The organism is Candidatus Paceibacterota bacterium, assembly GCA_041661265.1.
In the GTDB taxonomy this organism is placed as follows: Bacteria; Patescibacteriota; Minisyncoccia; order JAHIHE01; family JAGLIN01; genus JBAZUT01.
This window is the reverse complement of record JBAZUT010000004.1, coordinates 1-25,718: the sequence shown is the minus strand read 5'-3', so window position 1 is coordinate 25,718 and position 25,718 is coordinate 1. Positions and strand designations below refer to the sequence as shown.

The 25,718-nt window shown below is 43.4% G+C and carries 19 protein-coding genes; 6 read left to right on the top strand and 13 right to left on the bottom strand.

Translation table 11 applies throughout. The features are described from left to right. Nucleotides 1–17: 17 nt before the first annotated feature. The 6 genes from WC788_03885 to WC788_03860 all read right to left on the bottom strand — a co-directional run bounded on the left by WC788_03885 (nucleotide 18) and on the right by WC788_03860 (nucleotide 14,256). Nucleotides 18–3,923 carry a hypothetical protein gene (locus WC788_03885; GenBank protein MFA6096739.1) on the bottom strand — a complete coding sequence of 1,302 codons (3,906 nt, stop codon included), beginning with the start codon at nucleotides 3,921–3,923 and terminating at the stop codon, nucleotides 18–20. Between the two features lie 870 nt (nucleotides 3,924–4,793). Further along, nucleotides 4,794–5,993: a DUF5667 domain-containing protein gene (locus WC788_03880; GenBank protein ID MFA6096738.1), complete on the bottom strand. Its 1,200-nt coding sequence runs from the start codon at nucleotides 5,991–5,993 to the stop codon at nucleotides 4,794–4,796. A 208-nt stretch (nucleotides 5,994–6,201) separates the two neighbouring features. Next, nucleotides 6,202–6,804, bottom strand: coding sequence for an RNA polymerase sigma factor (locus tag WC788_03875; protein ID MFA6096737.1), 603 nt, complete (start codon nucleotides 6,802–6,804; stop codon nucleotides 6,202–6,204). Nucleotides 6,805–7,266: 462 nt separating this feature from the next. After that, nucleotides 7,267–8,946, bottom strand: coding sequence for a sortase (locus WC788_03870; GenBank protein MFA6096736.1), 1,680 nt, complete (start codon nucleotides 8,944–8,946; stop codon nucleotides 7,267–7,269). A 150-nt stretch (nucleotides 8,947–9,096) separates the two neighbouring features. Next, a complete protein-coding gene (locus tag WC788_03865; protein ID MFA6096735.1) occupies nucleotides 9,097–12,870 on the bottom strand; it encodes a hypothetical protein in 3,774 nt (1,257 codons plus the stop codon). A 264-nt stretch (nucleotides 12,871–13,134) separates the two neighbouring features. Further along, complete coding sequence (locus WC788_03860) at nucleotides 13,135–14,256, bottom strand: glycosyltransferase family 1 protein (GenBank protein ID MFA6096734.1); 1,122 nt, start codon at nucleotides 14,254–14,256, stop codon at nucleotides 13,135–13,137. A gap of 738 nt (nucleotides 14,257–14,994) precedes the next feature. On the opposite strand from WC788_03860, the gene WC788_03855 reads away from it, so the two are divergent. Beyond that, entirely contained in the window at nucleotides 14,995–15,471 is a 477-nt protein-coding gene (locus WC788_03855) for a hypothetical protein (protein ID MFA6096733.1), read from the top strand. A 46-nt stretch (nucleotides 15,472–15,517) separates the two neighbouring features. On the opposite strand, the gene WC788_03850 is transcribed toward WC788_03855, so the two are convergent. The 3 genes from WC788_03850 to WC788_03840 all read right to left on the bottom strand — a co-directional run bounded on the left by WC788_03850 (nucleotide 15,518) and on the right by WC788_03840 (nucleotide 18,706). Then, a complete protein-coding gene (locus WC788_03850) occupies nucleotides 15,518–16,378 on the bottom strand; it encodes a UTP--glucose-1-phosphate uridylyltransferase (protein MFA6096732.1) in 861 nt (286 codons plus the stop codon). Between the two features lie 170 nt (nucleotides 16,379–16,548). Next, nucleotides 16,549–17,376: a glycosyltransferase family 2 protein gene (locus tag WC788_03845; GenBank protein MFA6096731.1), complete on the bottom strand. Its 828-nt coding sequence runs from the start codon at nucleotides 17,374–17,376 to the stop codon at nucleotides 16,549–16,551. 91 nt (nucleotides 17,377–17,467) lie between these two features. Then, a complete protein-coding gene (locus WC788_03840) occupies nucleotides 17,468–18,706 on the bottom strand; it encodes a glycosyltransferase family 2 protein (protein ID MFA6096730.1) in 1,239 nt (412 codons plus the stop codon). Between the two features lie 148 nt (nucleotides 18,707–18,854). On the opposite strand from WC788_03840, the gene WC788_03835 reads away from it, so the two are divergent. The 5 genes from WC788_03835 to WC788_03815 all read left to right on the top strand — a co-directional run bounded on the left by WC788_03835 (nucleotide 18,855) and on the right by WC788_03815 (nucleotide 21,596). Further along, nucleotides 18,855–18,977, top strand: coding sequence for a hypothetical protein (locus tag WC788_03835; GenBank protein MFA6096729.1), 123 nt, complete (start codon nucleotides 18,855–18,857; stop codon nucleotides 18,975–18,977). 79 nt (nucleotides 18,978–19,056) lie between these two features. After that, complete coding sequence (locus WC788_03830) at nucleotides 19,057–19,410, top strand: hypothetical protein (GenBank protein ID MFA6096728.1); 354 nt, start codon at nucleotides 19,057–19,059, stop codon at nucleotides 19,408–19,410. A gap of 957 nt (nucleotides 19,411–20,367) precedes the next feature. After that, nucleotides 20,368–20,709 carry a hypothetical protein gene (locus WC788_03825; GenBank protein MFA6096727.1) on the top strand — a complete coding sequence of 114 codons (342 nt, stop codon included), beginning with the start codon at nucleotides 20,368–20,370 and terminating at the stop codon, nucleotides 20,707–20,709. A gap of 148 nt (nucleotides 20,710–20,857) precedes the next feature. Beyond that, nucleotides 20,858–21,049, top strand: a complete 192-nt coding sequence (locus tag WC788_03820) for a hypothetical protein (GenBank protein ID MFA6096726.1) — start codon at nucleotides 20,858–20,860, stop codon at nucleotides 21,047–21,049. A 268-nt stretch (nucleotides 21,050–21,317) separates the two neighbouring features. Beyond that, the gene (locus WC788_03815) at nucleotides 21,318–21,596 is read left to right on the top strand and encodes a hypothetical protein (protein MFA6096725.1); all 279 of its coding nucleotides are present in this window, start codon (nucleotides 21,318–21,320) and stop codon (nucleotides 21,594–21,596) included. A gap of 256 nt (nucleotides 21,597–21,852) precedes the next feature. Here WC788_03815 and WC788_03810 read toward each other — a convergent pair whose 3' ends face one another. The 4 genes from WC788_03810 to WC788_03795 form a co-directional block, all read right to left on the bottom strand. Continuing rightward, nucleotides 21,853–23,595, bottom strand: coding sequence for a glucose-1-phosphate thymidylyltransferase (locus WC788_03810; protein MFA6096724.1), 1,743 nt, complete (start codon nucleotides 23,593–23,595; stop codon nucleotides 21,853–21,855). Nucleotides 23,596–23,707: 112 nt separating this feature from the next. After that, the gene (locus WC788_03805) at nucleotides 23,708–24,052 is read right to left on the bottom strand and encodes a four helix bundle protein (GenBank protein ID MFA6096723.1); all 345 of its coding nucleotides are present in this window, start codon (nucleotides 24,050–24,052) and stop codon (nucleotides 23,708–23,710) included. Between the two features lie 82 nt (nucleotides 24,053–24,134). Beyond that, nucleotides 24,135–25,349 (bottom strand): dTDP-glucose 4,6-dehydratase, encoded by a 1,215-nt coding sequence (gene rfbB / locus WC788_03800; protein ID MFA6096722.1) that lies wholly within the window; start codon nucleotides 25,347–25,349, stop codon nucleotides 24,135–24,137. Between the two features lie 157 nt (nucleotides 25,350–25,506). Next, on the bottom strand, nucleotides 25,507–25,718 hold a 212-nt coding region (locus WC788_03795; GenBank protein ID MFA6096721.1), incomplete at its 5' end, for a hypothetical protein.

Genomic DNA, 25,718 nt, shown 5'->3' with positions numbered 1-25,718 from the left:
GGAAACTTTAGAATCTATTAGTACTTGAATGACGGAGCGGTTGTAGTCGGTAATGTCTTTGTCAATGTCGTAACCTCTGATCCACCATCTGGAGTCCAACCAAGATCAGCGACTGCAGAGACATTCAACTGGAATGTGTTGTTTGTTGTTGAACCACTTGTGTCAGCAACAACGTACAATATTCTTGATGAGTTGGCAGCAATCGTATTGTTGCCAGTTATCGTCAATGTTGTTCCAGTTCCGCTTGTAGTATCTCCGGCCACATTGCTTCCTGTAAGGAGAGTAAGATCATCGTTCCAGTATACTGCATATCCTGCGTCTCCGAGGTCAGTTGCTGTGTAGCTTGGAGTTATGGTCAGCTTGGTGATCGTTGCATCATATTTGCCGCCATTCGTCAGCTTCAGGGCCAATACTTTCTGTGCCGTGCTTGACGAAGCAGCTAAATTAGATGGAACGACAGTTAGCTCAACATCCGCGGAAACTATAGTCTTGTATAGCGTCTTTGCGGCAGGGGTTGCAGTTCCTGTCGGAACAATCGCGACACCTGATTGAGATCCTTCGGCCGTAACATCGGTTGCGGCATTGATCTTTAAGATCGGAGCATCAGCATGTGTAACGCCACCACCAACGCCGTTAAGATCAGCTTTTGCTGTAACTGTTTTGCTTCCGTCAGCATCAACGACGATTTCACTTCCGGTTGCAAAATTGAAAGTTACTGTTCCGCTTGACACATACCCATCCGCGCCAACTTTGGCTCCATCGGCATAAAGGTTCACTTTCACAAAGTCCGCATCAGCTCCGCCAGACCTTGTCAAGGTTATAGTCTTGATCTTCACAGCTTCATACTGTGATGTGAATTTGAACTTAGCCATCTCGACATCCTTCGGATTCGTCAAAGTGTCAGTTCCACCAACGGCAATATTGGCATTAACTGGACTATCAGCGGCAACTGAATTAACCAATGTTCCGCTTGCTTGAACAGTCACACCTGCGCTTACCGCTGGGAATGTTCCGCTTGCACTTGAAACCGCAGTTGAAGACTGCAGACCTGTTCCAGTTACGTCAGTCGCGACAAAAATGCCTGCATAATATGTCGTTCCAGAACCAGCAACTATATCAGATTTGACATCAAGAGCCTGAGTCTGCGATTTCGTGACAGTCAGGTCTAAACCTGTAAAGTTCGCATAATCAGCAGTACCATCCGTGATGACAGACACAGTACTTCCAACCTGAGTCGTTGTTCCGCTCTTGAAGAGCTTAACATTCCTCAATTGAGTGTTTGCACTGCTTGCTGTAGCAAGGCCAGCCGCATCGTCAAATGAAAGTTTCAAAGTGTTGACTTTCACATCTTCGGCCGAACCTGCCGTCAAAAGAACCTTACCGATCAACGAAGCTGTTGAATTAACAACTTTGTTTGAAGCGGCCGGAGTCCCCGACATAGACGCTGTGACTGCCGGAGCGGCGATCGTCATCAGATTACCTGTCGCGCTTCCGGTTTCTGCCAAGTCAACCGTTGATGAAACACCTGTTGACGTAATATCATCAGCAATTGTTCCTGCGCCCGGAAGATCGATGTGAACTGAAGTTGCAGTTGTTCCTGTCGGAATGTCCGCATAAACATCCAATGTGATCGAAGTTCCAGCTGTGATCGTCTTATTGATGCTGAATGCACCGACGCCAGAGCTTGGGCTTGCAACGGTTGCACCAACCTGGTCAACACCGATCTTAACTTTCATGTTCGTTATGTCGCCTGTTGCCGCGACTGTTCCCGTTCCGGTTCCGTTCTTATATGCTCTCATAGTAACAGAAGAAACAGTGATATCTTCACCGGAATCCGCAGTCAAATCAAACTTAGCAATCAATTTTCCAGTGATTCCTTTTCCGATCGTTTCAGCTGCTGGAGAACCTGCGTTCTTTGCAACAGAGAGTCCGCCACTTGCAGTGATTGTAAGGGTTGATCCTGTTGTCGTACCAGTGATGCTAGCGGATGGTACATCTTTCTTAGAAGATAATCCATCAGCTTTTACATCAGTTGCGGCAGAAACATTCAAAATTACCGTTCTAGTTGCAGTTGCAGCTGATGAGATGTCAGCTTTGATGACAACATCCGTATTTCCAGAAGCAGCAACATCGAACAAACCGGGTTCATCAAATGAATTCACGGTGTTCGTTCCGAACTGGACGGTATACGATGAAGTCGATCCACTGATTGAACCTGTCGCAATTTCAACTCCATCCTTGTACATAATGAAATTGCTTACATCAGTCGGGGTCGCTGTTCCAGCACCGGTCAATTTGATCTGTGTCAGTCTTGCGCCCTCAGTTGAGCCTGTTGAGAACCTCAAAGCTGTAACAACTCTTGAGCCTGATCCCTTAACAATATTTCCTGCAGCAGGATTGTCGGTAGCATCGATAGCTGTCGTTAAGGATCCCTGTGAAATAGTATGTTGTGCTCCTTGTTCTGCGAACGCGACAGCAGCGACTACAGTTACATCGCCCTGTGAATTTGCGCCAGTTGCAGAAACATCGTCAGCTTGAGTAACTTCAAATTGAACAGTCCTTGATGTATTGATTCCTGAAGCAACATCTACATAAACATCAACTGTCTTGCTTGCAGAAGCATTCAATGAAATTACAGGTGAAAGAACTACAACTGCAGCATTGCTTGTGTTTAGTTCAGCAATTGTCGCAAGAACCTCACTGCCATATTTCACAACGATATTTGAAATATCGGCAGCACCTGCTGTTCCAACCTGTGACATCTTAAATGAATTTACTTTCAATGCTTCACTTGCATTTGCAGTAAATTTAATGGATGCAACATGCTGTTCAGTTGAACCGGAAATGATATTTGTTGCAGCCGGTGTTGCTAGAACATCAACTGTAACCTGTCCGACGGTCACGCCAGAAGTAATACTCATAGCATTGCCATTCGCAGGGAAAGATCCCGTTAGCGATGAAGCAGTAGAAGTAATATCAGAAGCCTGAGCTACGCCCAGAATGATATTAGTTGTTCCAGCCGTAGCACTAATATTTCCCTTAACTGTGATCGTTTTTGTTGAATTTGCATCAACTGCAATGTTCAATGAAGAGAACGATGCTTTATGAGTATTGGTGTTAATCGCCTGGCTTGATCCAACTTGCGTAGCACCGTCATAAAGTTTTACGGCAGACACATCGGTATCATTTGCAACACCGCTTCTGGTCACAATGATCTTAGATACAGTGTAACCGGTTGCGCCAGCCGAAAAATTGATCTTCGTGAATACTACATTCTGCGCTCCCTGAGCAACAACCGTGCTTGCCGGAGTTGAAGCAGAAACGCTCACAGTTGCTTCACCGGTAAGTCCGCCCGGAAGAACTCCGGTCGATAGGAATGTTGTCAATTGAGCCACAGTTGTAACATCTCCAACTGCAGTATAGTTTCCTGCATCTGTTGAATTAATTACATAAACTGAATCAGCGTCTGCGCCGCCTTCAGTCAAGAACTGTGTTGACGTCAAATTAACCCAGCTCTTTGAGCCTGTGTCTCCATCAGGAGCAAGTCCAAAAATCTTTTCAGCCGGATCCTGATCAACTCTGATGAGATTTGAAGTTGCGTACTGGTCTACAATAGACTGATCAACTTCCTGAACAGAATTCCAATTGAAATGCTGGTAGCTCTCGAATACCTGAGGATTCAAGATCAATCTCTTGAATTTCTTGGCACCGACAAGCTTTACTATATATACATCAAGAGATGCCAATGTCGGGGTTCCGTCTGGATTGGTGGCGTTTGAAGAGATCAAAGCACCATCAACGATTGCAGCCGAAGCCACATTCACGGAAACCGCGAACATTGAAATTCCTGATAGCCAAACGATGGTGGTCAATGCAGTTACCATCGAGATGGCTTTCTTCAATGTTTTTTTCTTTAAACTCATTTGTAATTTCCTTAAAATTTAGAATTTATGCTGAACTTGTGTTTTCCGGAGTTCAAGGACAGCCGGAATTAGCTTTTCAGCTTGCCTGCCTGTCCGGTAGGCAGGTAGCTTGTTAGCTTCTTAGTGAGATTGCTTCGTCGTCCCGAGAACACGGGACTTCTCGCAATGACATTCACGAGCTACTTAGCTTTCTTCATTCAGAGGATCAGACCTCGCGCTGGAGGATCTGACCTCTTCCGCTTCTACGTTCATAAACCGTTCCAGAGCACTTACCTCCGAGGGAAGTGCAGAGCTCTTCAGTATTCATGAGTCGTAGTCCGGAGGATCCGACCTCGTAGTCGAGGTTGAAATCCCCCTTATTCCCCCTTTATCAAGGGGGATAATTACGCATTCAGGCAGTTTTTGAACTCCAGAATAAATGCACAATTTTTCAGCAATCAATGTCTAAATTTCATTTTGGTTAAATTAAGTTTGTATAGAAATCAGATCTACTTTCTTTTCAAGACAGCTTAGCGTGATTTCCGGCTGTTGGAACGTTCCCGGAATTTCTTCCTCGAACATTCGTTTTTAGCCGGATACAATCGACCCGCTATGCTTTTTTCCTCGAACATACACTATTATGTTCAAGTTCAGTCCGATTGGATCATAGATCCCTCAAATAATCAAGGTTCAATGGCTTAATAGCTTCATGGTGAGATTGCTTCGTCGTCCCGAGAACACGGGACTTCTCGCAATGACATTCACGAGCTACTTAGCCTTCTTCTTTCAGAGGATCCGACCTCGTGGTCGAGGATCTGACCGACTTTCGCAATGATTCACTCCCCCAAAACTTAGTTTTCAGATTTACCTAAAACTAAGTTTTAGGGAAGCCTATTCAACAGGGACGGGGGTGATGACATTATTTATTTTCCCATCTCCACTTCCGACAGTATCATTCGTTTTATCTTCATTCACATCAGATTCAACACTATTCTGCGTATCATCCGTAACGTTATTCGCAGTACCGATATTTGCTGTATTCTGGTCAATATCAAACTGTTGCGCCTGTGCGACACCCTTAACCGCATCAATTATATTATTATTATTCAAATTTTCAGTTATACTGTTCATTATTGCAGATTTTTCATCGATCGGCGAAACTTCTGGTTCGGTCGATGTCGCTTGTAAAGCTGTATCCGGTGCAACATCTGAAGTACCATCCTTTTTATCCACATCCAATGTCTTATCCTCAACGTTATCAACCGGCTGAACCGCTTCGTTTGATGTTGAAGCGCTATTCTCATTGATCTGTTCAACCTTCTTCAAAATCATATCCGTCATTTCTTCATCCGAAACGACCTTTTCGTCCAATTTATCATTACTTTCGGCGAGGATCAAAAGAGAATCCATATTTGCTTTCTCAGTCGTCACAATAGCGCTTGCTATTTGATCGGTTACTTTCTCCTTAACCACAGTCGGTAATGTTTCAGTAGTTTTTGCCAAAAGTTCAGAATACTTAGTTGTTTGATCGTTCAACTGCCTTGCCACCTGTGCAACTTTTTTCTTTCCTGACTTCTGACTTATCTTTGACATCTTGTCATTTGCGCTTACAACTTTCTCTTCAAAAGTCTTCACAAGCTGCTCTACTTTCTGCTGTTGACCCGCATCCGAAGCCTTTTTGCTTATTTCCGTCAACTCTTCAAGCCTTTTTCCCGCAATTTCCATCTCAACACCAGGCTTATCCTCGTCACTCGTAACAGCCAAGACCAAGTTTTCATTTGCGATCTTAACGGCATAAAGCGGATCGCCCGGAAGACTGGTCTTTGCGGCTGTAACTGTCACAAAACTGCCAATCAACAAAATAATCGACATAGATGCCATAGAAGGCATAAATCGGTATTTTCTGCTAATAGACTCATATATATACATCAAATTGTCCATTTTTGAAGGCTTTTCAGCATAAATCGGACTCACCACATCATTAAATGGCGCTTTTGTCAATATTTCTTCCCTAACTGAAACAACCCAATTTTCATTGGGTTCGATTTCCTTCAAGCTCTTCAGTTGTGAGATTACATCACTAACGCTCATAGTTGTCAAGGTTTATATGCCAAATCGCACTACTTAGTTAACGTTCACGTAAGCTAATCCAGATATATCAAATTTCCCTGCCTGCCGGCAGGCAGGTAATTACTAATACTTAATTACTAATCAATTTTCAATTTCTAAATGACCAATATTGCTAGATTGCTTCGTCGTTAGTACTCCTCGCAATGACAGTCAGACCAATCAAACTTTACTATTTCTTGCTATTTCTGATATTTTCCTTTGTATTTAACGCCTTTTCCAGTGATTTCAGCGCTCTGTGTATCAAAACTCTTGTAGATCCTTCCGACTTTCCCGTTATTTGCGATATTTCACCGTTTGGGAGGTCTTCAACGAACTTCAGGAGCAGCACTTCTTGATATTCATCGCGGAGTTCTTTGATCACATTGATTATATACTCAACTTCCTGCTTTATGATCAATTTTTCCGATATATTCTGACGCTTGTCCGCGATCCTATCCTTCATTTCCTCGCTGATTCCGACATGATCTTCGTTTTTCTTCCGATAATAGTCGATAACCGTGTTTCTTGCGATCGTGTATAGAAGCGGTCCTATAGTTTCGTGATCTGATATTCCCTCTTTCGGTTTTTCTTGCAGTGCCCTAATGTGTTTCCAGCACTTCATGAAGGCCTCCGAGGTGATATCTTCCGCAACTTCCTTCGAGTTAGTTTTTAAATATACAAAACGGAAGATTTTGACTACATAAAAATCATACACTTCCGCAAATGCTTCTTTATCTCCCAAAACTACCCTCTTCATCAATAATTTTTCTTCCAGTCCCGTAAATGGTTTCATTAATAATAACGTAGACAAATTAAAATTGTTACACTTGTGTATCGGATAGCCGATACAACATATCAATAACGCTTTATGTCCTAAAATTCGATTCGTTTTTCAGAAAAGCCATCCGAATGTATAGATTTATTCAAAATTTCTAATTTCAAATTTCAAATTTTTAATGAATGTTTTAATTAATCAATATCTAAACAGATATTGGCTAATAAAAGCCACACATACTCATTCTATGGTCGAGTGAATACCACAAAATATCCAGCAATTATTCATCCAAATCAAAATCAGCAAATCAAACCTTTGCAATGTTGTGATTATAACACATATTGCCGGAATATGTAAAATACCCAGTCTTTAGCTGGCCTTAAGATATATAACGTATCATGAGGTAAAAAGGTCACAAATTTCCGTTTTCAAATCACTTTTCTTTCAAATAAGGAGCTTAGCTCCTTTATTGTAAATCCGTTACTCTTCAAGTTCACTGTATATTACAGTTCTATTGTCATAGTTATTCTCTTTGGCGTTCCATGCGCCTGAACATGTGATCAAATTCAGCATTCTTTTGTCTCCGGTTCCAAATATCTCCTTCATGGGAGCATTCGAATCGTCATAAGCCGCTTTTTTTATCACGTTGAACTTCAATGTGTTTCCATTCACATCAACTATCTCGATCTTATCGCCAATTTTTACGTCGTTTAGCCGCCGAAAAACACCGTTCGGATTTGTTTTTGAATCTCGATGACCGACTATAACTGCATTTCCCTCTTCTCCGGGCCTCGGTCCGAACATATACCAAGCGACTTCCTTCTCGCTTGTCGGAACTCCAACCGATCCGTCGTCATTCAGTCCGACATATTGAATGTTCGCATTGACCTTCAAACTTGCGATCTTCAGCGTTCTTGGATCCGCTATTTTTTGAGAAATGTCCGAATTGTCTATTTCCAATACGGCATCAGCTTCTATCCCAACCCCGGCTTTCATCGCCTCAGAATCAATTATCGATCCCAAAATCTCATCAGTTATCGGCAGTTTATCCACAGCGTAAACTATGTTTCTTTTTGGCAACTCGAAAAGTGTATCACCGGAAACATCTTCGCCTTGGCCGTTTTTTGAGATCTTTACGTTTTGTGCCGCAAAAACAACTACCATAATGAGCAGAACAGCCTTTTCGGCCGAATTCAGTTTCTTCTTTGTTGCAAACTCTTCGATCTTTCTAAAAGCCTGTGAAATACCGTCCGATCTTCCAATCGAATCAGCAACCTGGCTGTAGCATTCGACGATATAGAACGGAATATCCGACCGTTTGAAATATCTTATAACCTCGTCCCTGTCCGCTCCGCCCGCCATGAGCCTTGATGCAGTTTCAAATGTTTGATATCCGATCTTTTCCTTTTGAAAATTCTTTGTTCCCGCGATAATGCCAGAAAGAAGCGCTGTAGAAATTTTCGGATCCGCTTCGACAAGCTTCATCTCGGATAGGATCGCGAAAATCATCTCCGATACGGTCATCTCGCTCACACAAATGTTCAATACCCCGTAACTCTCGCTTTTAGGAGAATTATTGATATTTATCATTTCCAGTCCTTGAAACATCGCCTTGTTCTCGCTATATATTCGCCCGATAGATTTTGTCGTCGGTGCCGATACGGTAATAATGAGATCATGATCGGAACCGTTGCACGCCAATTTCAATGAATCCGTCTTTATGCTTCTATGTCCGGCGGAGATCTTCAGCCTTATGGATCCATGACGATTTTCCGCGATCACCGATCTAATGTCCTGATCCTCAAGATCGAATGAAATGCAATACTCCGAATTGCCTTCTATCTCGCGCATTATCGAATCATATTCCGCCAAATACTCATATTTTTTCGATATTCTCGATGAGCAGATCAGCCTCACATCCTTTGTCAGTTTTTTCAGAGCCAAAAAAAGCCCCAGGGAAGCTCCCAGGGCATCCGGATCGGGATTTTTGGGCATGACGATCAGCGGCTTTTTGCATGCCGTGATCTTCAAAGCTATTTTTTTTATCTGGTCAGTTTCCATAGAATATTCATCATTCATAAATACAAAGACTCGCGCTTCATTTGTTATGGAAGCCATTCTTAATTGTTTTGAATTACGAAATTCAAATTTTTGTGTCATTCCGATCCACCAATGCGCAAAGAGGAATCCCTTCAACACTCTTATTCGAGACTTATATTATTTAAGGGATTTCTCAGTCTTCGCCGGCTGGCGAATCATTTCGAAATGACAAAAGAAGCCATTTCGTAATTCACAGTAATTGATACTATGCTATACCCGCCTTGACCTGAGCACGCATCCTGCGATCACTATCCAAGCGGCAACGGATATCAATATGTTCCGATTTCCTTCCTGTTCGGCCGCAGCCGCTCCTCCGCCTGTCTTCGGCATCATCGACGGCAAAATCGTTTCTCCAACCGTGACTATCGCAGACGTCGTATCAGTTGCATATGAAGTTCCGACCCTCCCCCTTGCAGTGGCGAAATTGGTCGTCGTTTGTGTCAAAGTGGCTTCGCACGTATAATGCCATTTTTCGCTTGAATCAAGCTTTCCATCGGAATTAGTGTCGCCATCGACAAGCTTCACGTCCAAACATTTATTGTCGGTCAGGGTCACATCCGAAAGAGCTTCCTGACCGGGATTCGAGATCTCATAACTATAAACGGCTTTCCCGCCTTTCTTTGGCAAAGCTTTTGGGTTTGCAGACTTTGTAACCTTTATCGTAACGCCCGACAGGCCGATCGTCACTTTCGCCGTTGCCTGATCGGTCACCTTCTGGCTTCCGGCATACCCCGTTGCGGTCGCAGTATTCACCGTTTCCGACGTGATCGCCATTTTGCATTCATAGTTCCACACCTCCGAATTCCCGAGCCATTTGTCGCTATTTGTGTCGCCGCTCATATATTTTACATCACTGCACTTATCATCAACCATCGTAACGTCATGCAGCTGCGATGAACCCGGATTGCTCACGGCGTACCTGAAGACAACATCTCCCCCCGAAGAAGGAACTTTGTCCGGAACAGCTGTTTTTACGACTTTGATCGCTTCCGTCACCAAAACGCTGCCTCCTCCGCATCCGCTTGTGCAACCGCCCGGAGGATTCGCGACTGAAACCGTGGCCTTTGCCTCGCTGGACAGAGTTTGATCGCCGGATTTTCCCGTCGCCACCGCAGTATTCGTCGTGGTATGAGTTATGTTCATCTCGCAAGAATATGACCAGCTTTCAGAAAGATCGAGCTTGCTGTCGGAATTTGTATCCCCGCTCGCAAAATTCAAAGAAGAACACTTGTCGTCTGTCAGGATTATGTCCGTCAAAACGACATTTCCCGGGTTTGTTATCGAGTATGTATATTTCACCTGGCCGCCGGTATAAGGAAGACTTGTCTTGTCGGCAAGCTTTGACAGATGAATAGCGGGCGCCGGCGTGATCTGGGCAACAGTAACCGTTGCGGAAGCGCTTTTGGTCACCGTCGTATCGGCATATTTTCCGGTCGCAGTCGCAGTGTTGGTGGTAGTTACAGAAAGAACCATAGAACATCCATATACCCAGGATTCATCCAGATCCAATTTCAAGTCGGAATTGACGTCCCCGCCGGTATAGGCAGCCGATGAACACTTGTCATCCATAAGAGTAATATTTGAAAGAGGAACATTTCCCGCATTGGTTATATTATATGCATACGTGACATGGCCTCCGCCTACGGGAAGCGAAGACGGGTTTGCCGACTTCGTTATGCCGATCGCGGGTGCGGGCGTGACAGGTTCGACAGTTACATTTGCGGTCGCTGAAGCGGTTGCCGTGTCATCCCCGTATTTTCCGCTCACCGTCGCCGTATTCAGCGTCGTTGCGACAATATTCTTCTCGCATAAATATGTCCAAGTTTCATTTGTATCCAGTTTCAGATCCGAATCTGCATCACCTCCGACAAAATTGACAGGTGCGCATTTGTCATCGATCAAGGACACATCGGAAAGAGGCACGTCTCCAGGATTGGTCGCAGTATATGAATAAGCGACATTTCCTCCGCTTGAGGGAAGAGTCGTCGGATTCGCAGATTTTACCAGCGCGATCACGACATCCGGAGGAGGGGGCGGAAGCGGTTTCACGTTGTAGGCAATGCAATAGACCTCGCCCGGCCTTGAGGCGCCGGAACCAAGCTGAATATATTCGATATTATCTCCATTTCTGGCGTCATTATAACATCTCAGGGCACCGAAATCATACGATTCTTTCATAATCTCGCTGACCCACAAGGGACCGCCGCTTGTAAGCGAACTTTGCTGCTCGGGCTTCAGCTCCGACAAGTGTATCGCGATCTCACCATCCGCATTGGTCGGGCCGACAGTGGAAATATTTTGAGTTTGATCCAGATCCGTCGATAGCTTGAAATCCCATCCAGCCTCGGCCTTGCAGCTTGCCGGAATCTCATCCGGGAGGACCGGCTTTGAAGCATAGATCCCCGGAAAATGAGGTTCCGTCGCAGAATAGTTTATGAATTCAGTGAAATGCCCGTTCGTATCATCATATATCTCGCCATAACCATTACCCGAGAGAACCGACCATGATGGGCAGGATCTTTTTAATAAATGGATAAGAGTATCCGTTTCAGGAGGGCAGTCATTCTCCACTCCGGTCGTCACTTCATTGCTGTATATGAGATCATTAAACTCGGAATATTCCCATGCGGTTATATCCGCCCTGTTCGGGATCTCAAAATCGCCGCAAATCGCCGGCGCAGCCACCTTTCCCGTCCAAGTCACGGATCCGGACTCTCCGGGAACGAGATCGTGGGCATTCCAGATCAATGTCCGGCTGGACTCGTCATACAGATCAAGCCCGTTATATCCTGCAGATATATCATCGCTATGCGTTTCACCTATAAAATCGAGGCGCTCATTGACCGCGTCCCTGACCTTCACTCCGCCGCCGGTGCAATCAGCCGTCCCGGTATTGGAGAAATTCAAGGTGTAGGTCAAAACATCGTTTATTCCAGCGCTTGCCTTATCCACTTCTTTTGAAATATTCAAAATACACCTCGTCTCAGGACACGCATTGCTTACGGCCGTGTGCACTTCGTTGCTATAGACCACATCCTGAAAATTAGAATATTCCCATGAGGTTATATTGCCCGTATTTGCAATGTCATAATCTCCGCAATTTGCAGGCGTACTGACCTCGGCTGTCCAAGTGGCCGATCCGGATTCCCCCGGCGTCAGCGTATGCGCGTTCCAGGACAATGTTTTTGTCGAACCGTCATAGACTCCGCCCGAGCCGTATCCCCCGTCAATATTCGTACTGTGCGTTTCGCCGACATATGAAAGCTTGCCATCCACGACATCATTCACCCTCACACCGCCTCCGGTGCAATCAGCCGTTCCCGTGTTTGAAAAGTTCAGCGTATAGGTGAGAATATCTCCCGGCTTGGCATCCGCCTTATCTACTTCTTTTGAAATACTAAGGGTGCATTTTGGCGTTTCGATGGGAGCGATATAGTCAAAAGCTGCACAGATCGGATCTATGCTGTTCGGACTTGCGGTCGAAAAATATGCGGCATGCATCGCAGTCAACGCCGAAACATCATCCGAGATCTCCAGGTTTTCATTAACAAGTTCTGTTTTCCAATCATCATCATCGGCAAGATCGCTTATCGCATTCGTTGAGGCTATAAGGCTTCCGGAACCGTTTTTCAGCATAAGAAACCATCTCTCGTCATTTTGAGTCTGAGTAAGCTTATTTGAATGATCATCATACGAAACAAGCGTCACATTGTATTTTCCCGCAGGAATTGATGCACTTACGGGTCCGAGTTTCGCTTCCGGCTCCGTTTTATCCGACCTGATGTATATTCTGTGATCGGTCGTGTTCAAGTTTACGATGGTGCGCCCCTCCTGAGAAGATAGCGGACATGCCGCTTGAGTTGCGTGGCTTACTTTCGATGGGCCGAAAACATGCGCACCTGATACCAAAGACATTAGCGACACAGCCAATACAGCCGCCTGAACAGTCTTTCTTGCTTCAACCCGCCTCTTGTAATACATCATAATTTTGATTTAAATATTAATCCTCCTACAGTCGAAAATTAAAAAACCCCGCCAGAACGGCCTGATGGTCTATATTTTCAGTTGTTATTGCTATCCGCTTTTACATATAATGAGAAACTACGGTTCTTTTGGTTCATTTTATAGTCATCCTGGAATATGTCAAGGCTTTTGACTAATTTTTTATGCACCGTAGGAATTGAGCGCCAGGGAATCAATAACAAAAAAGAAGGGACGATCCCTTCTCTGCAGACGTGCCTGATCAGATTATCTTGCCTCAAAAACGTCAAGATGCATCTTTGCCGCTTTTTCCCAATTGAAAAACTTCGCCCTCTCAAAGCTTTTTTGAGAATATTCCGCTCGAAGCTTTTCATCATCAAGAAAAAGCGCTATTTTTTTCGCGATATCCGATACATCATACGGATCAAAAAATAATGCCGCATCTTTTCCGATCTCGGCAAGCGATGAATTCCGTGACACAACGCATGGCAGTCCACAGCTCATCGCCTCGATCACGGGCAGGCCGAATCCTTCATACAGCGACGGCATTGCAAATATCATCGCTCTTTCGTAAAGACAGTTGAGCTGATCCTTTATTACATTTCCGGTGAATATTATATCTTCCGAGAACGGACTGGTTTTTGCGGTTTCGAATGTCTTTTCGTGCATCCATCCCTTCGGACCGCAAATAACAAGCTTCAGGCTTGATTGCCTTGCGGACTTTATCTTGTTAAAGGCATATATCAGCGCCGAAATATTCTTTCTGGGCTGGATGGATCCGATGAAAAGAATGTATGGCCTATAGCTTTCGACCACCTTTGAGATATTTTCATCGACCGGCGAAGATTCGCGCGATTTAAAGGTGCCGTGATAGATTACGGTTATTTTATCCGCACTTGCGGCATAGTGCTTTATTATATCGTTCTTTGTCGCCATAGAAGGAACAATTATGGCATCAGCCATTCTTATCGCTCTTTTTGTGTGAAAATCAAGCAAAATCCTTTTTATTGGCGTGAAATGTTCGGGAAACAGCAGATATGCGACATCATGGACCGTTACCACGAGGCGCATATTCTTCGGTTTCACGACAAATGGTACGGCTTGTATGGGCATAAAAAGCACATCCGGAGCATCTTTTCGAAGTTCCCCCGGAAATTGCGCATATGTCCAAAACGGCATGCCGGATCCTGATTTTTTGACCACTAAACCACACTCTTTCCCCAGCTTATCCACTTCCGAGGTCTGACCTCGGTTTCCGGACTTCATATATGCATAATATGTATTCCTTGAGTCATGTTTCAGAAGAGCTTTTATGATCTCCCGCGTGTAAACTTTTACGCCGGATTCGCTCTCCTTATTCAATTCATTAGCATAAATGGCTATCTTCATAATAAATTTCTATATTTATTCAAACTCCGGATCAATTCGGCAACAGAACAATATAACAATATCGAACTCACACACCCCTAACCCTCCTCCCAAGGCGGACGGGCTCTCAAGAGGGAAACGGGGATAAAATTTCTAATTTCTAATTTCCAATGAGTGAGTTAATGAGCTAATTTTTAAACATTGGATAATTCAAGTTGAAACAGGCTTTTGGGGAGAGTATTTCGACAATAGAGAATTAACACACCCCCAACCCCCTCTCAAGAGGGGAATTGCATCAACAGGTCAATCAGATGTCCACACACCCCTGGCCCTCCTCCCAAGGCGCCTGCCGGTAGGCAGGGACGGGCTCTCAAGAGGGGAATCCTAACAATTCCGTATTTATTATACTCAATATTACACACCTCCTTCGACTTTAGACATTATGGACTTTATGGACCTTCGGCTTTACAACTACCCAGATACTATATACTAGCCTCCTCTTTCCTTTCTTGACATAATCATTATATCAACTACAATTATTACAGCAACTTACGATACATATTATGGCAATGCATTCGACAACTAAAAAATATTTCACCACCAAATGCCTCAAACGGGTTGTTGATTTTGTATAAGCCATAGAGAACTGAATAAAAGATCACGCAGCCCGCCAGGGGTTGTTTTTTTGTTATGCCGAATGATCTTTCATTCCCATTGGCAATGAAAGATCAAAAGCGGAATAAAAAAGGAGGAAGAACATTGATAAATAAATCCAAAATATACGAACTATTCGGAAAGATCAGGCAAGCATCGACCAAAGGATCAACCATGGTCATCGCCCCGAAACACGGCATTCTCAAGGCAGTTCCCTTGAGCACTGAGCAGTGCGATGCGATCGAAAAAGAATTCCTTGAAACAAAAAGGATATTGGGATCAAGCATATGCGAAATTTCAGAAATTTTCACCATCGGAAAAGCGATATTCGAGTTCGATCATCCCCGCGCAGACGAAGTGAGAGAAGCTGTGATCAGGCATTTCGAGCATCAGAACTCGATCATATTCCAGGTGAAGGACCCCGATGGATATGTTTCGCTTTATTACTACAAGCGGAACGAGATCGGCGAACCGGCCGAGATCAGGGCGAACCATAAGACGATATATTTTGAGACGGGAAGATGCTTCCATACGCAATACCTTGCCGGGATCATTCCGGTCAGTGAAGCATTGCTGAATTGAAAAAGTAACGAAACATCGTTACTTTTTTCTTATCGCAATTGGAAATCTATTGAAGATCCTGAAAATATTTCACCAGCTCCTCATTGATATCTTTCCGGTCGACGGCATATTCCAATATCGCCTTGAGATAGTTCATCGGATCCCCGGTTGTAAGCCATTTCCCGCCCTCAACCTTTTTGGCATAGAATTCTCCGCCGTTCTTTATATATGTCCTGATGGCGTCCACTATCCATAATTCATTCCCTTTTCCCAAAGCCGTTTTTCGGAGGATGTTGATGACATTCTGATCCAGGATCATTCTCCCGAAATCCGCAAGGCACGACGGAGCCTGTTCGATGCTCGGTTTTTCTATGATATCTTCGATCTGCATTGTTCCTTTCTTCAATTTCACAATGCCATAGCGGTCCACCTGATCTTTTGGAACTTCCTGCACGCCGATCATCAACGCGCCGCTCTTATCATAGTCTTCGATCATCTGTTTGGTGAATGACACTTTCGACTTCACAAGATCGTCACCCCACACATAAACAAACGGCTCATCCTCGACTATGCTTGCGGCGGAAAGGACCGGAGTGCCGTTTCCATACGGTCCTTTTTGCCTGACATAGATGAAATTCGCCATTTCCGACAGCCTGATCACTTCCTTCAATCTGTCCGTCTTTCCCGTCTTCTCAAGATTTTGCTCAAGCTCGAGATTGCGGTCAAAATGATCCTCAAGAGGCTTCTTGTCCCATTTCGTGACCAGAATTATGTCTTTGATCCCGGCCTCAACCAATTCCTCAACAACCAGCTGAATGATCGGCTTGTCGATTATCGGAAGCATCTCCTTGGGCATCGACTTCGTTGCAGGTAGCAGGCGCGTTCCGGACCCGGCCACAGCTACGATCGCTTTTTTAACTTTTTGCATGATGATTAGAATTAAGTATTAAATATATGGCATATGTTGAGCGGAAAAAATGACAATTTTATAATTATTAATTTCTAATGTTTAAATGTATTAATTTACAATTGTTTAAAAATTGATACATTGGAAATTATTTATAAATTACAAAATTAGAAATTAGAAATTTTTCAGTGCTACTCCCCGTATCTCACATTCTTCAATCCGTACTTGGTGAAATATTTGAATGCGCTGCCGATATGTATCCTCGCATATTTATTGAACATGGAATCAAATAATGACTTTTTCTTGCTAGATTGGAAATGATAGTGATACATTTTCGCGCCGGGAAAATATATGACCCTGAGCCCATTCTCCCAAAAACGCCTCGACCAGTCAACATCCTCGAAATACATAAAGAACCTCTCGTCAAAGACACCGACCTTCGCAAGGTCCGACTTTCTCACCATCATTGCGGATCCCATGAGCCAATCTACGGGCATTGGCTCGGACACATCCCCCTTCAAAAAAACATCTTTCATAAGAAATTCGTCCAGGACCTTTTTCCCGAATGACAGCCTCCCGAAAAAAGTTCTTCTGCATATTACGGTTATGGGAGTATAGAATCTGAAACATGATTGCTGGATCGTGTTGTTCACGTTGAGAAGCTTCGGCCCTACCATTCCCACATCTTTGTTCGCCTCAATATATTCCAACAGCTTCTCTATCGCCTTTTCTTCCTCGATTATCATGTCGGCGTTGATAATAAAAAGATATTCTCCCTTCGCCTTTTGGATCGCGATATTGATCGATCTTCCGAAGCCTATGTTCTCCGGAGACGGAATAAAAATTGCATTCGGAAAATAATCCTCCATCATCTCGGAGGTTTTTTCGATCGTCGCGCTGTCCGTCACGATAAGCTCCCAGTCGAATTTCGCTTCAAGCAAATTCTTTTCGATCGACTCGAGGCATATCTTGAGTATTTCCGGCGTACGATAGTGGTTTACTATAACTGATAGCTTCATATTTAAAATGAAAAACTTAAAATGAAAAGTGAAAAACTATGGAATATAATTGATTATCTATTTTTTGTTTGTCATTTTTCATTTTTATTTTTTAACTTTTAATTTGCATAAACCATCTCTCCATCTCCGCCGCTCCGGACCTTTTTCCCTTCATCACCATTTTACGCTTTTTTATGAATTTCGGAACGTCCCTATAAAGATCTTTCAGAACCCGGAGAGTAAATCTTTCAAAGATGGCCATATAGGCCCATGCTCCGATCTCTTTTATTATAAAGTCAGGAAAATGCTTCGTAAATAGCAGGCCCGGCATATCACACTTTATCTGCATCAGCCTTTGATGCTTGAACGAAAGGAATTTCGCTCTCGCGTTGATCTTTCTTCTTTCTCTTATGATGCTGATATAGTTCGTCGCCATGCTGTCGCCGGAACCCCGTCCATGATAGGCCACGGCTCTTGGATCATAAACAGCCTTCCAGCCATAGAGCCTGAGCCTCCAGGAAAGGTCCACATCTTCCTTGTACATGAAGAAATCTTCGTCGAAGAATTCATAACCGCTCAGCTTGTAGCTTGCCTGCCTGTCTCTGCCTTGCCGGCAGGCAGGCGGTAGGCAGGTAGCTTGTAGCTTATTATTCGATTCTGGATTTTCGACTTTATGGACTTTGGACATTATGGACTTTGGACTTAAGATTGTCATCTTCACATCTTCTAAGGCCTTCATTCTATAGACTGGGACCGCGCCATCAACGCCGAATATCTCTTTCTTTTCTTCAAATTGTCCTTGGTCGGCTTCGCCCTGTCCGATGCAAACGATCCGGCGGTTCTTCAGCATCATGAGCCCTGTCGTATCTATGACATTTAGGCTTTTATCGCTCTTGCTCTTGTATAATTCATTCTTATCAAAATCGTATCTCAACAATTTACCCTGCACCGCTCCGACCCGGTCATCCGAAAACGATCCGAGCGCGTTCAAAAGATAATCGGGACTCAAAATGGCATCCGAGTTGAGAGGCAAAATGAATTCCCCTTTCGCCTGCCTGATCGCTTCGTTGTGCGGCCTGCCAAATCCGAAATTTCCGTCGTTCTTTATGTATCGTATTTCATTCACCGCATTAATATGCAAATACTTTTCAGCGATCTTCTTCCTCTCTTCCTTCCAGCCAATCAGTCTGTTTCCGATCTCCTCCCGCGTCCCATCCGTCGAATTGTTGTCCGTGATGATGATATCCAGATTCGGATAATCCAAAGACACGGCGGATTCTATCGCCTTAAAAATGAACTTATGGTCATTGAAATTTATGATGCTGATCGTTATGATCGGATATTCTTTCATTTTCCGGACCTTACAAATGGCGTATTTTTCTATGCTTATTATACAACACTAATCTCAGACTAGCGAAATTTATTTTCGGTGTCAATCACCGCGCGTCCCTTTGACAATATATAACGAATCGGTTTATATTATAGCAAAGGTGAAACATATGGAAACGAAAGAAGAAAAGAAATGCTTCAAGTGCCAAGAGGATCTGGAGGAAACCGGGATCATGTTCCAAGACGGATCAAAAGAATATCACTGCAGAGAATGCAATATCTCTCAGCCATAGAAAACAAATGCGGTTCATCCGCATTTTTTTTGATAAATACCGCCATAGCTGATAGAATAATAATATTAAATATCAAATTATGAATAAACGAACGCTTATCTTTGCATTCATCGCGATTTCCGCGGTCACGACCTATGTCTATCTTTTTGACGTTGAGTTTCTCAGGAATGTCGATACGGTAAATCACTTCATCGGCGGAGTCCTGCTTGCGGCACTGATGCCGAAAGGATTCAGAATAAAGAAACCCCTACATGCCTTCCTTGCGGCAACTTTCGTTTTTGTCGGATGGGAATTCCTTGAAATATACCTGACATCCGGCGGAATATATCCGAAATTGTTCGAGGAGACTGTTTCAAACAGGGTCCAGGACGTGGTCTTGGACTATTTGGGATATGCAATATTCTTCATAAAGCCGGAAAAGCATCGGCCATGACCGAATAATGCGGGGCTATCGCTTAAAGTATTTTCCAATCAAGATATGAGCCCGAAACAAGATCCATAAACTGACTTCATTGAACCTTATTTGGAGCTCATGTGGATGGACCCCCTCAGTCTTGACAAAAGTTTTAGATGTGCTATACTATCTTAAAGATTATATAAGGAAAGTTTGATAAGTGGCTTTTATCCAGTATATATTTCTGAGCTTCTAAAGCAAGAAAGGTGGAAATATATACTGGATAAATATTAAGAAAGCGTGGTGTATTAGAAACAGTACACCGATCGCAAGAGATCTATATCGCATAGAAAAAAGTGGTTTGCCACTATATGCGAAGAGATTGCGCCGATCAAACGCTAACATGCCCAAAAACAAACAAACAATTATAAATATTATATAAATTGCCTTATATAATCCCTCTCAAAGCATCGATTCACTAGAATCGGTTTTTTGATACATTTTTTAGCTATACATTGTCTTTCCGTCAGTCTTTTAGTCTTTTCGGGTGTCTTTTCGGGTGTCTTTTCAGGTGTGTCCCTTGACTTTAGCCCAAAAATCCGCTATGCTGTAATGTCAAGTCAAAGTTAATACTGGCTTGAATTGCAGGTAACCCCGCAACAAATTTGCACTTTTAAAACCAAGCAATTTACCGGCTCTAAAAGTTTATTGTTCAAACAGTAAATTTCCAGTGCTGGTAAATTGAGATTTGCCAATTAATTGAATTGGGAAATCGAAAAATTCCGGCTACAAAAAATACAGGAGAGAAATATGAATAAATTAAGTCCGGAAATGGACATGGATGAATTGTATAGTATTGCAACAGCAGTACTATAAAATAAGATTAGAGAAGATCTTGAAAAAAACAAAAGGTTTTGGCTGAAACTTAAGATTTCTGGCCAAATAAACAGGGAATTAAGGAATCTGGAAATCGCCACAGGGATTCCGCCACAAAAGATGAGAAATTTTGGAGCGATAGTTCTTGCAAAAGACGCGCCGGAGATATTCGGCGCACCAGAAAGGCAAATGACGGAAATGGAAATGGGAGATATCTCTTATACCATACTAATGTCGCATGCCAGGCAGAAAGGATTTCGGGTTCTCTCTGAAAATCAGGAACGCAGGCAACTTGGCAACATTGCTGCAGCCACAGGGATAAAAATTGAAAGATTAAAATTGTTCGGAAATATATTCCTAAAAGCAGCAATAGACTGCATATACAATATTCCGATCAAGTCTTCATGCGTTGACTGTATCGAATCTTTGTTGAAAAAATGCAAAGAATCCGGAAACAAGTAGAGAAACGAATTAGAAAGAAGGCAAGGTTTGAATCGTGAAAACGATTTCCTAAAAGGGTAATTGAACTTCTCCGTAAATTTTGCGGACTAAGTCAGAACAAGAACCTGCTCCTCCCTTCTTCTTAGGTAATCAAGGAGAGATGAATGAAATGAAAATAATGGATAGAGAATTGATTATGCAATTAGTCGGCGGTGTCCTGCTTGGAGGTTTTATTGGATACATGATAGATATGCCAATACCACCGACTCTTGGGTCTATCATGGCAATGTTTCTTGGCTCCACAATAGGAGTTGCGATCACAAGATACTGGCAAAAGAGAAAAGCAAAAAAAGTTAAGTAAAGTTTAGGCGGTGTGATAATATCAAACCGCTTCTTTTTTTATTCTACAAAAAACAATATGCTTGCCGTAACTGGCTAGTAGCCGGTTTCCGATGTTTTGATATAGCAAAAAGCCTTGTGATTCATAAAAACAAGGGGAAACGGGCTGCAAACCTCGTTCCCGCATTAGAGGCGTCGGACGCGCCAGCCATCGCAAATTTCAAACCGATAGATTGACATATCGCTCTTTTCATACATAATATGATCATAATAAAACAGGAGGGAATTGATTGAACGAAAAAGTTTTAAGTAAAGATAGGGCCATAAACACACACATTTTGGCCGCTCTCGCCATCTTGGTGGCAATAACTCTCGCGACAGCGTTCGGCTCATATAAATATCTGGAAAACAGCCGCATTGAAGAGAATCTTGTAGCGCCCCTAACCGCCATCATTGCAGTTGCGGCATTCTTGGTCGCTCATAGGTTGCTGGTGGCAAACGTTCTGGCAAAGCGCCTGACAAAAAAACTCGAAGAGATCGAAAAACATAATATCACTGCAAACAATTAAATTGCGGTGTTTTTTTATAATCATTTCGCTTCTCTCTTGTTTCGGATCATTTAGGATCAATATTATTCTGCATAAGATAAGCGCAACCTACAGAACAAGATCCTTACTTCGATCAGGATAATATTTTTTCATTTTTTGTTTTTTAAATGTAATTTTTATCTTTGATATTTTAATTTTAAATTACCGAGGATATTTACAAATTAATTGTTAAAAAACAAGCTTCGTGATCGAGCTCGTTTTTTAAAATCATATTTCTCTACCACCCAATAACCGAATTTTCTCCGATGATCAATTTGTTTCCCGAAGGAAGATTGTCCGAACCGGAAACGATCGATGCGCTCTTGCCGATCACGCTGTTCACGATCTTCTTTTCCGTATAGATGTTCACGCTTTCCATCACGAGTGAATGTTCGATCTCTGTGCCGTTCAATTCCGTTTTGCTCCCGATCGACGTGTATGGTCCGACATATGAATCTTTTATGAAACACCCTTCGCCGACCACGATCGGACCGCGAAGCAGAGTCTTTCCCACTATACGGGTTCCCTTTCCGATCTTCACATTGCCCTCGATCTTGGCGCTTCCGATCACTTCGCCCTGATTGTCCGGTCCCTGTCCGTCAAAAACGCAATTCTCAAGGACAAACTTGTTCCCTTCGAGAAGATCGTCCGGCTTTCCGCGGTCTTTCCACCACTTATCGGTTATCTCATAACCGAGATTGAGATCCGAATTTATATAATAATTGTGTATATCCGAAATTTCATATTGCCCCCTGTCGCTCGGCTTGATGCTTTCCAGCGCGCCAAACGCGTTGCTGTCGTATATATAGACTCCGCAGACGGCATATTCGCTCTTCGGGTGCATCGGCCTCTCTTCGACCCTGACGATCTTTCCGTTCTTGATCTCAGGAACCCCGAACCTCTGCGGATACTCGGTCCGCGAAAGAAGCAGCATGGCATTCATCTTTTCATCCAGGAATTTTGCAACAAGGCTCGATATATCATGCTTGATGATGTTGTCGCCGAGATAAAGCACGAAAGGACTCTCGCCTATGTAATTCTTAGCCGACTTGATCGCGCTTCCGAGCCCCGTCAGCTCCTCCTGGATTATATATTCTATCTTTATACCCCACCTCGAACCGTCTCCGACCACCTGCCTCAGCTGCTTGTCCTGCGGGCCGACTACTATGCCGATCTCGCGGAAGCCTGAAGCTATAAGATTCTCAATCGGATAAAATATCATCGGACGGCCTCCCAGGGGTATCAAGTGCTTGTTTATGGTGTGAGAGAACGGCCTTTGCTGATTGTTTTTCGCCGCTGTTATGATCGCTTTCATCTGTTGCATATTATTCATAGTGTTTTCACTGTTGTTTTCCATATTGTTGTTTTGTTTTATTACCGATTCGAAATTTGTCGTTGCAGTATCAGGAGGGCCCTGTATCTTCAGCTGCTTATGGTCCAATATTATTTCCTTCACTTTTTCGAAAACCTCGATAGCTCCCGGAACCTCTTCTATTTTTGTCCTGTTGTAATCTTCGGGATCATAGTCCATCGATCCCGTGCCCGCCACAACCGTTTCAACGTCCGTCAGCGGCCAAAAAACGTGATAGATCCCCGGCTCAATCGATATCTGAGCTGCGCTGTTCTTATCGATCGTAAATTCCGGAATACCCAGATCTATTCCGAGCTTGTCATATCCGAGCACGACCGCATACCCATTCTCGTAAGTCGGAGAATTCTTTTTGAGATCATAAAAATACCAAAGTGCCGTTCCGCTCAATGTAAAGAAGTTTTCCTTCAGCTTATAATGGAAATGCCCTCCCCTCGGCACGAATTTCTTCGTGGCAATGGAAGCATGGATATGCTTTATTCCGTCGGCATAAAGCGGATTATCCGCTCCTCCCGGAGCCATGTCGCAATAGCTTCCCCTGCTGTCGGAAACGACTTTATTCAGATATATATTGAGTCCCTTTATGGAAGTGCTGACCCTTTCGATGCTCATAAAATTCAGTCATTAGTCTTTAAAGTCTAAAAGTCATAAAGTAATTGCGCAATTAAAGTCTATAAAATCCCACAAATCGTGCTCATGATCTTAGGGATCTTTATTTGAAGCATTATAATTTTTTAATAAAGCCGGACAATAATTTTGATATTTCCACCGATAAACCATAAAATCCGGTGAATTCATCTTTTGATATATAGTTTAACTCTTGGGCCAAATGTAGCATAGACCTGACTTCTCCGCAAGAACCTTTCGCAATATATAAAAAATACTTGAATTCCTTATCACCCCTTCGCTCAAATCCTTCGGCAATATTATTCATCACAGAAACGCATGATCTCTGTATCTGATCTCTAAAACCATAATCTCGATTATCTTTGAATTTTTTATAGACCGCCAAAGTCAGCTCTTTTCCTTTCTGCCACGCTATTATTTCTTCAAATTTCTCTATCTTCATAAACTATACGGCCTTATGACTCTAAACTTTGAACTATGAAAGCTTTTGACGTTATGGACTTTAGGGACTTTCGACTTGTCTTTTATATATAATTTGTGAATTCCTGGTCTTTATCCTTTATCTTTTCGACCCAGTCGATATTGTGCTGATACCACTGTATGGTCTTCGGCATCGCATCCTCGAAAGAGTGCGAAGCCTTCCATCCCAGCTCATTTTTCAATTTTCCTGCGCTTATCGAATATCTCCTGTCATTTCCCGGACGGTCCGGAACATGATTTATGAGAGCGTACGGTTTTCCGACAAGATCCAGAATAAGCCTTGCAATATCGATCGTCGGCCGTTCACTGTCGGCGCTTATGTTGTACACTCCTCCCGCAACTCCTTTGTGGAGAATGATATCTATCGCTTCGCAATGATCACGCACATAGATCCAGTCCCTAACATGAAGGCCGTCCCCATGGACCGGAAGCGACTGATTGTTCATCGCGCGGAATATGAAATATGGGATCAATTTTTCAGGATGCTGGAAAGGCCCGTAGTTATTCGAACAGTGGGTGACGATCACCGGAACTTTATAGGTGTTGAAATAGGCCCTGCACATAAGGTCCCCGCCGGCCTTTGCCGCCGCATAGGGAACATTCGGCAGGAACGGAGAATCCTCGACAAACTGCCTGTCTTCATCAAGTGCGACGGTTCCATAGACCTCATCAGTCGAAACCTGCACATATTTCGGTATCTTGAAATTCTTCACGAGTTCCAAAAGCGTATGCGTCCCGACAACGTTCGAATGGATGAAATCCGCCGCTTTTCCATGGACCGACCGGCCGACCGCGGTTTCCGCGGCAAAATTGACAATGGCATCCAGCCCGGTCTTCGCGATCTCTTCAAGCTTTTCATAATCGGCAATGTCGCCCTTTATGAAAGTATAGTTCGGATTCTTGCTTGCCTCCCTCAAATTCTCGATATTCGCGGCATATGTCAGAACATCATAGTTTATCACCTCATAGCTGGGATATTTTTCAAGGATGTGGTAGATGAAATTACTCCCGATGAATCCCGCTCCGCCCCCGACCAATATCCTCTTTTTCTTCACAAGACCCCGCTTTACGAACACATTTTCGATCTCATTCCTGTCGATCCCGAGGATCAGTGATATTTCATCGAGTGATATCTTTTTCTCGCGAAAAAGCCGGGATAGCAGTTCTATCTTCTTTGAAAGCGCATCGGAAAGATTCTTTTTGAGGTCCTCGTCCTGCGCAGAAAAATCGTTTCGATTTTGACCGCCGTGATTTTGCATGTTTATAAATAAAATTCAAAAATCATTTGCTATTTCAATATAATGTCAAATTTTGATGTTGTCAAATAGTATCGGCGCGAAAAATGCGTATAAAAAAAACCACTCATGAATTCAAACTTTGTTTACAGTTGACTTCATAAATGGCTGTTGTTCTTATTTAATCCTTCAAAGAGTCGTTGTCCTCCATCATCATCATCATTTCCTCTATTCTTTCATACAGATAGACATTTCGGCTCACTATCTCTTCGACAAACTCCTCGCTCAGCAGATGGGCGACAGGTTCAAGTATCTGATAGGTGGCCAGATGATTGTATATCAGATGCGATACAATGCTTTCTTCCTTCAGCTTCAGGGCCATTATCTCCGGCG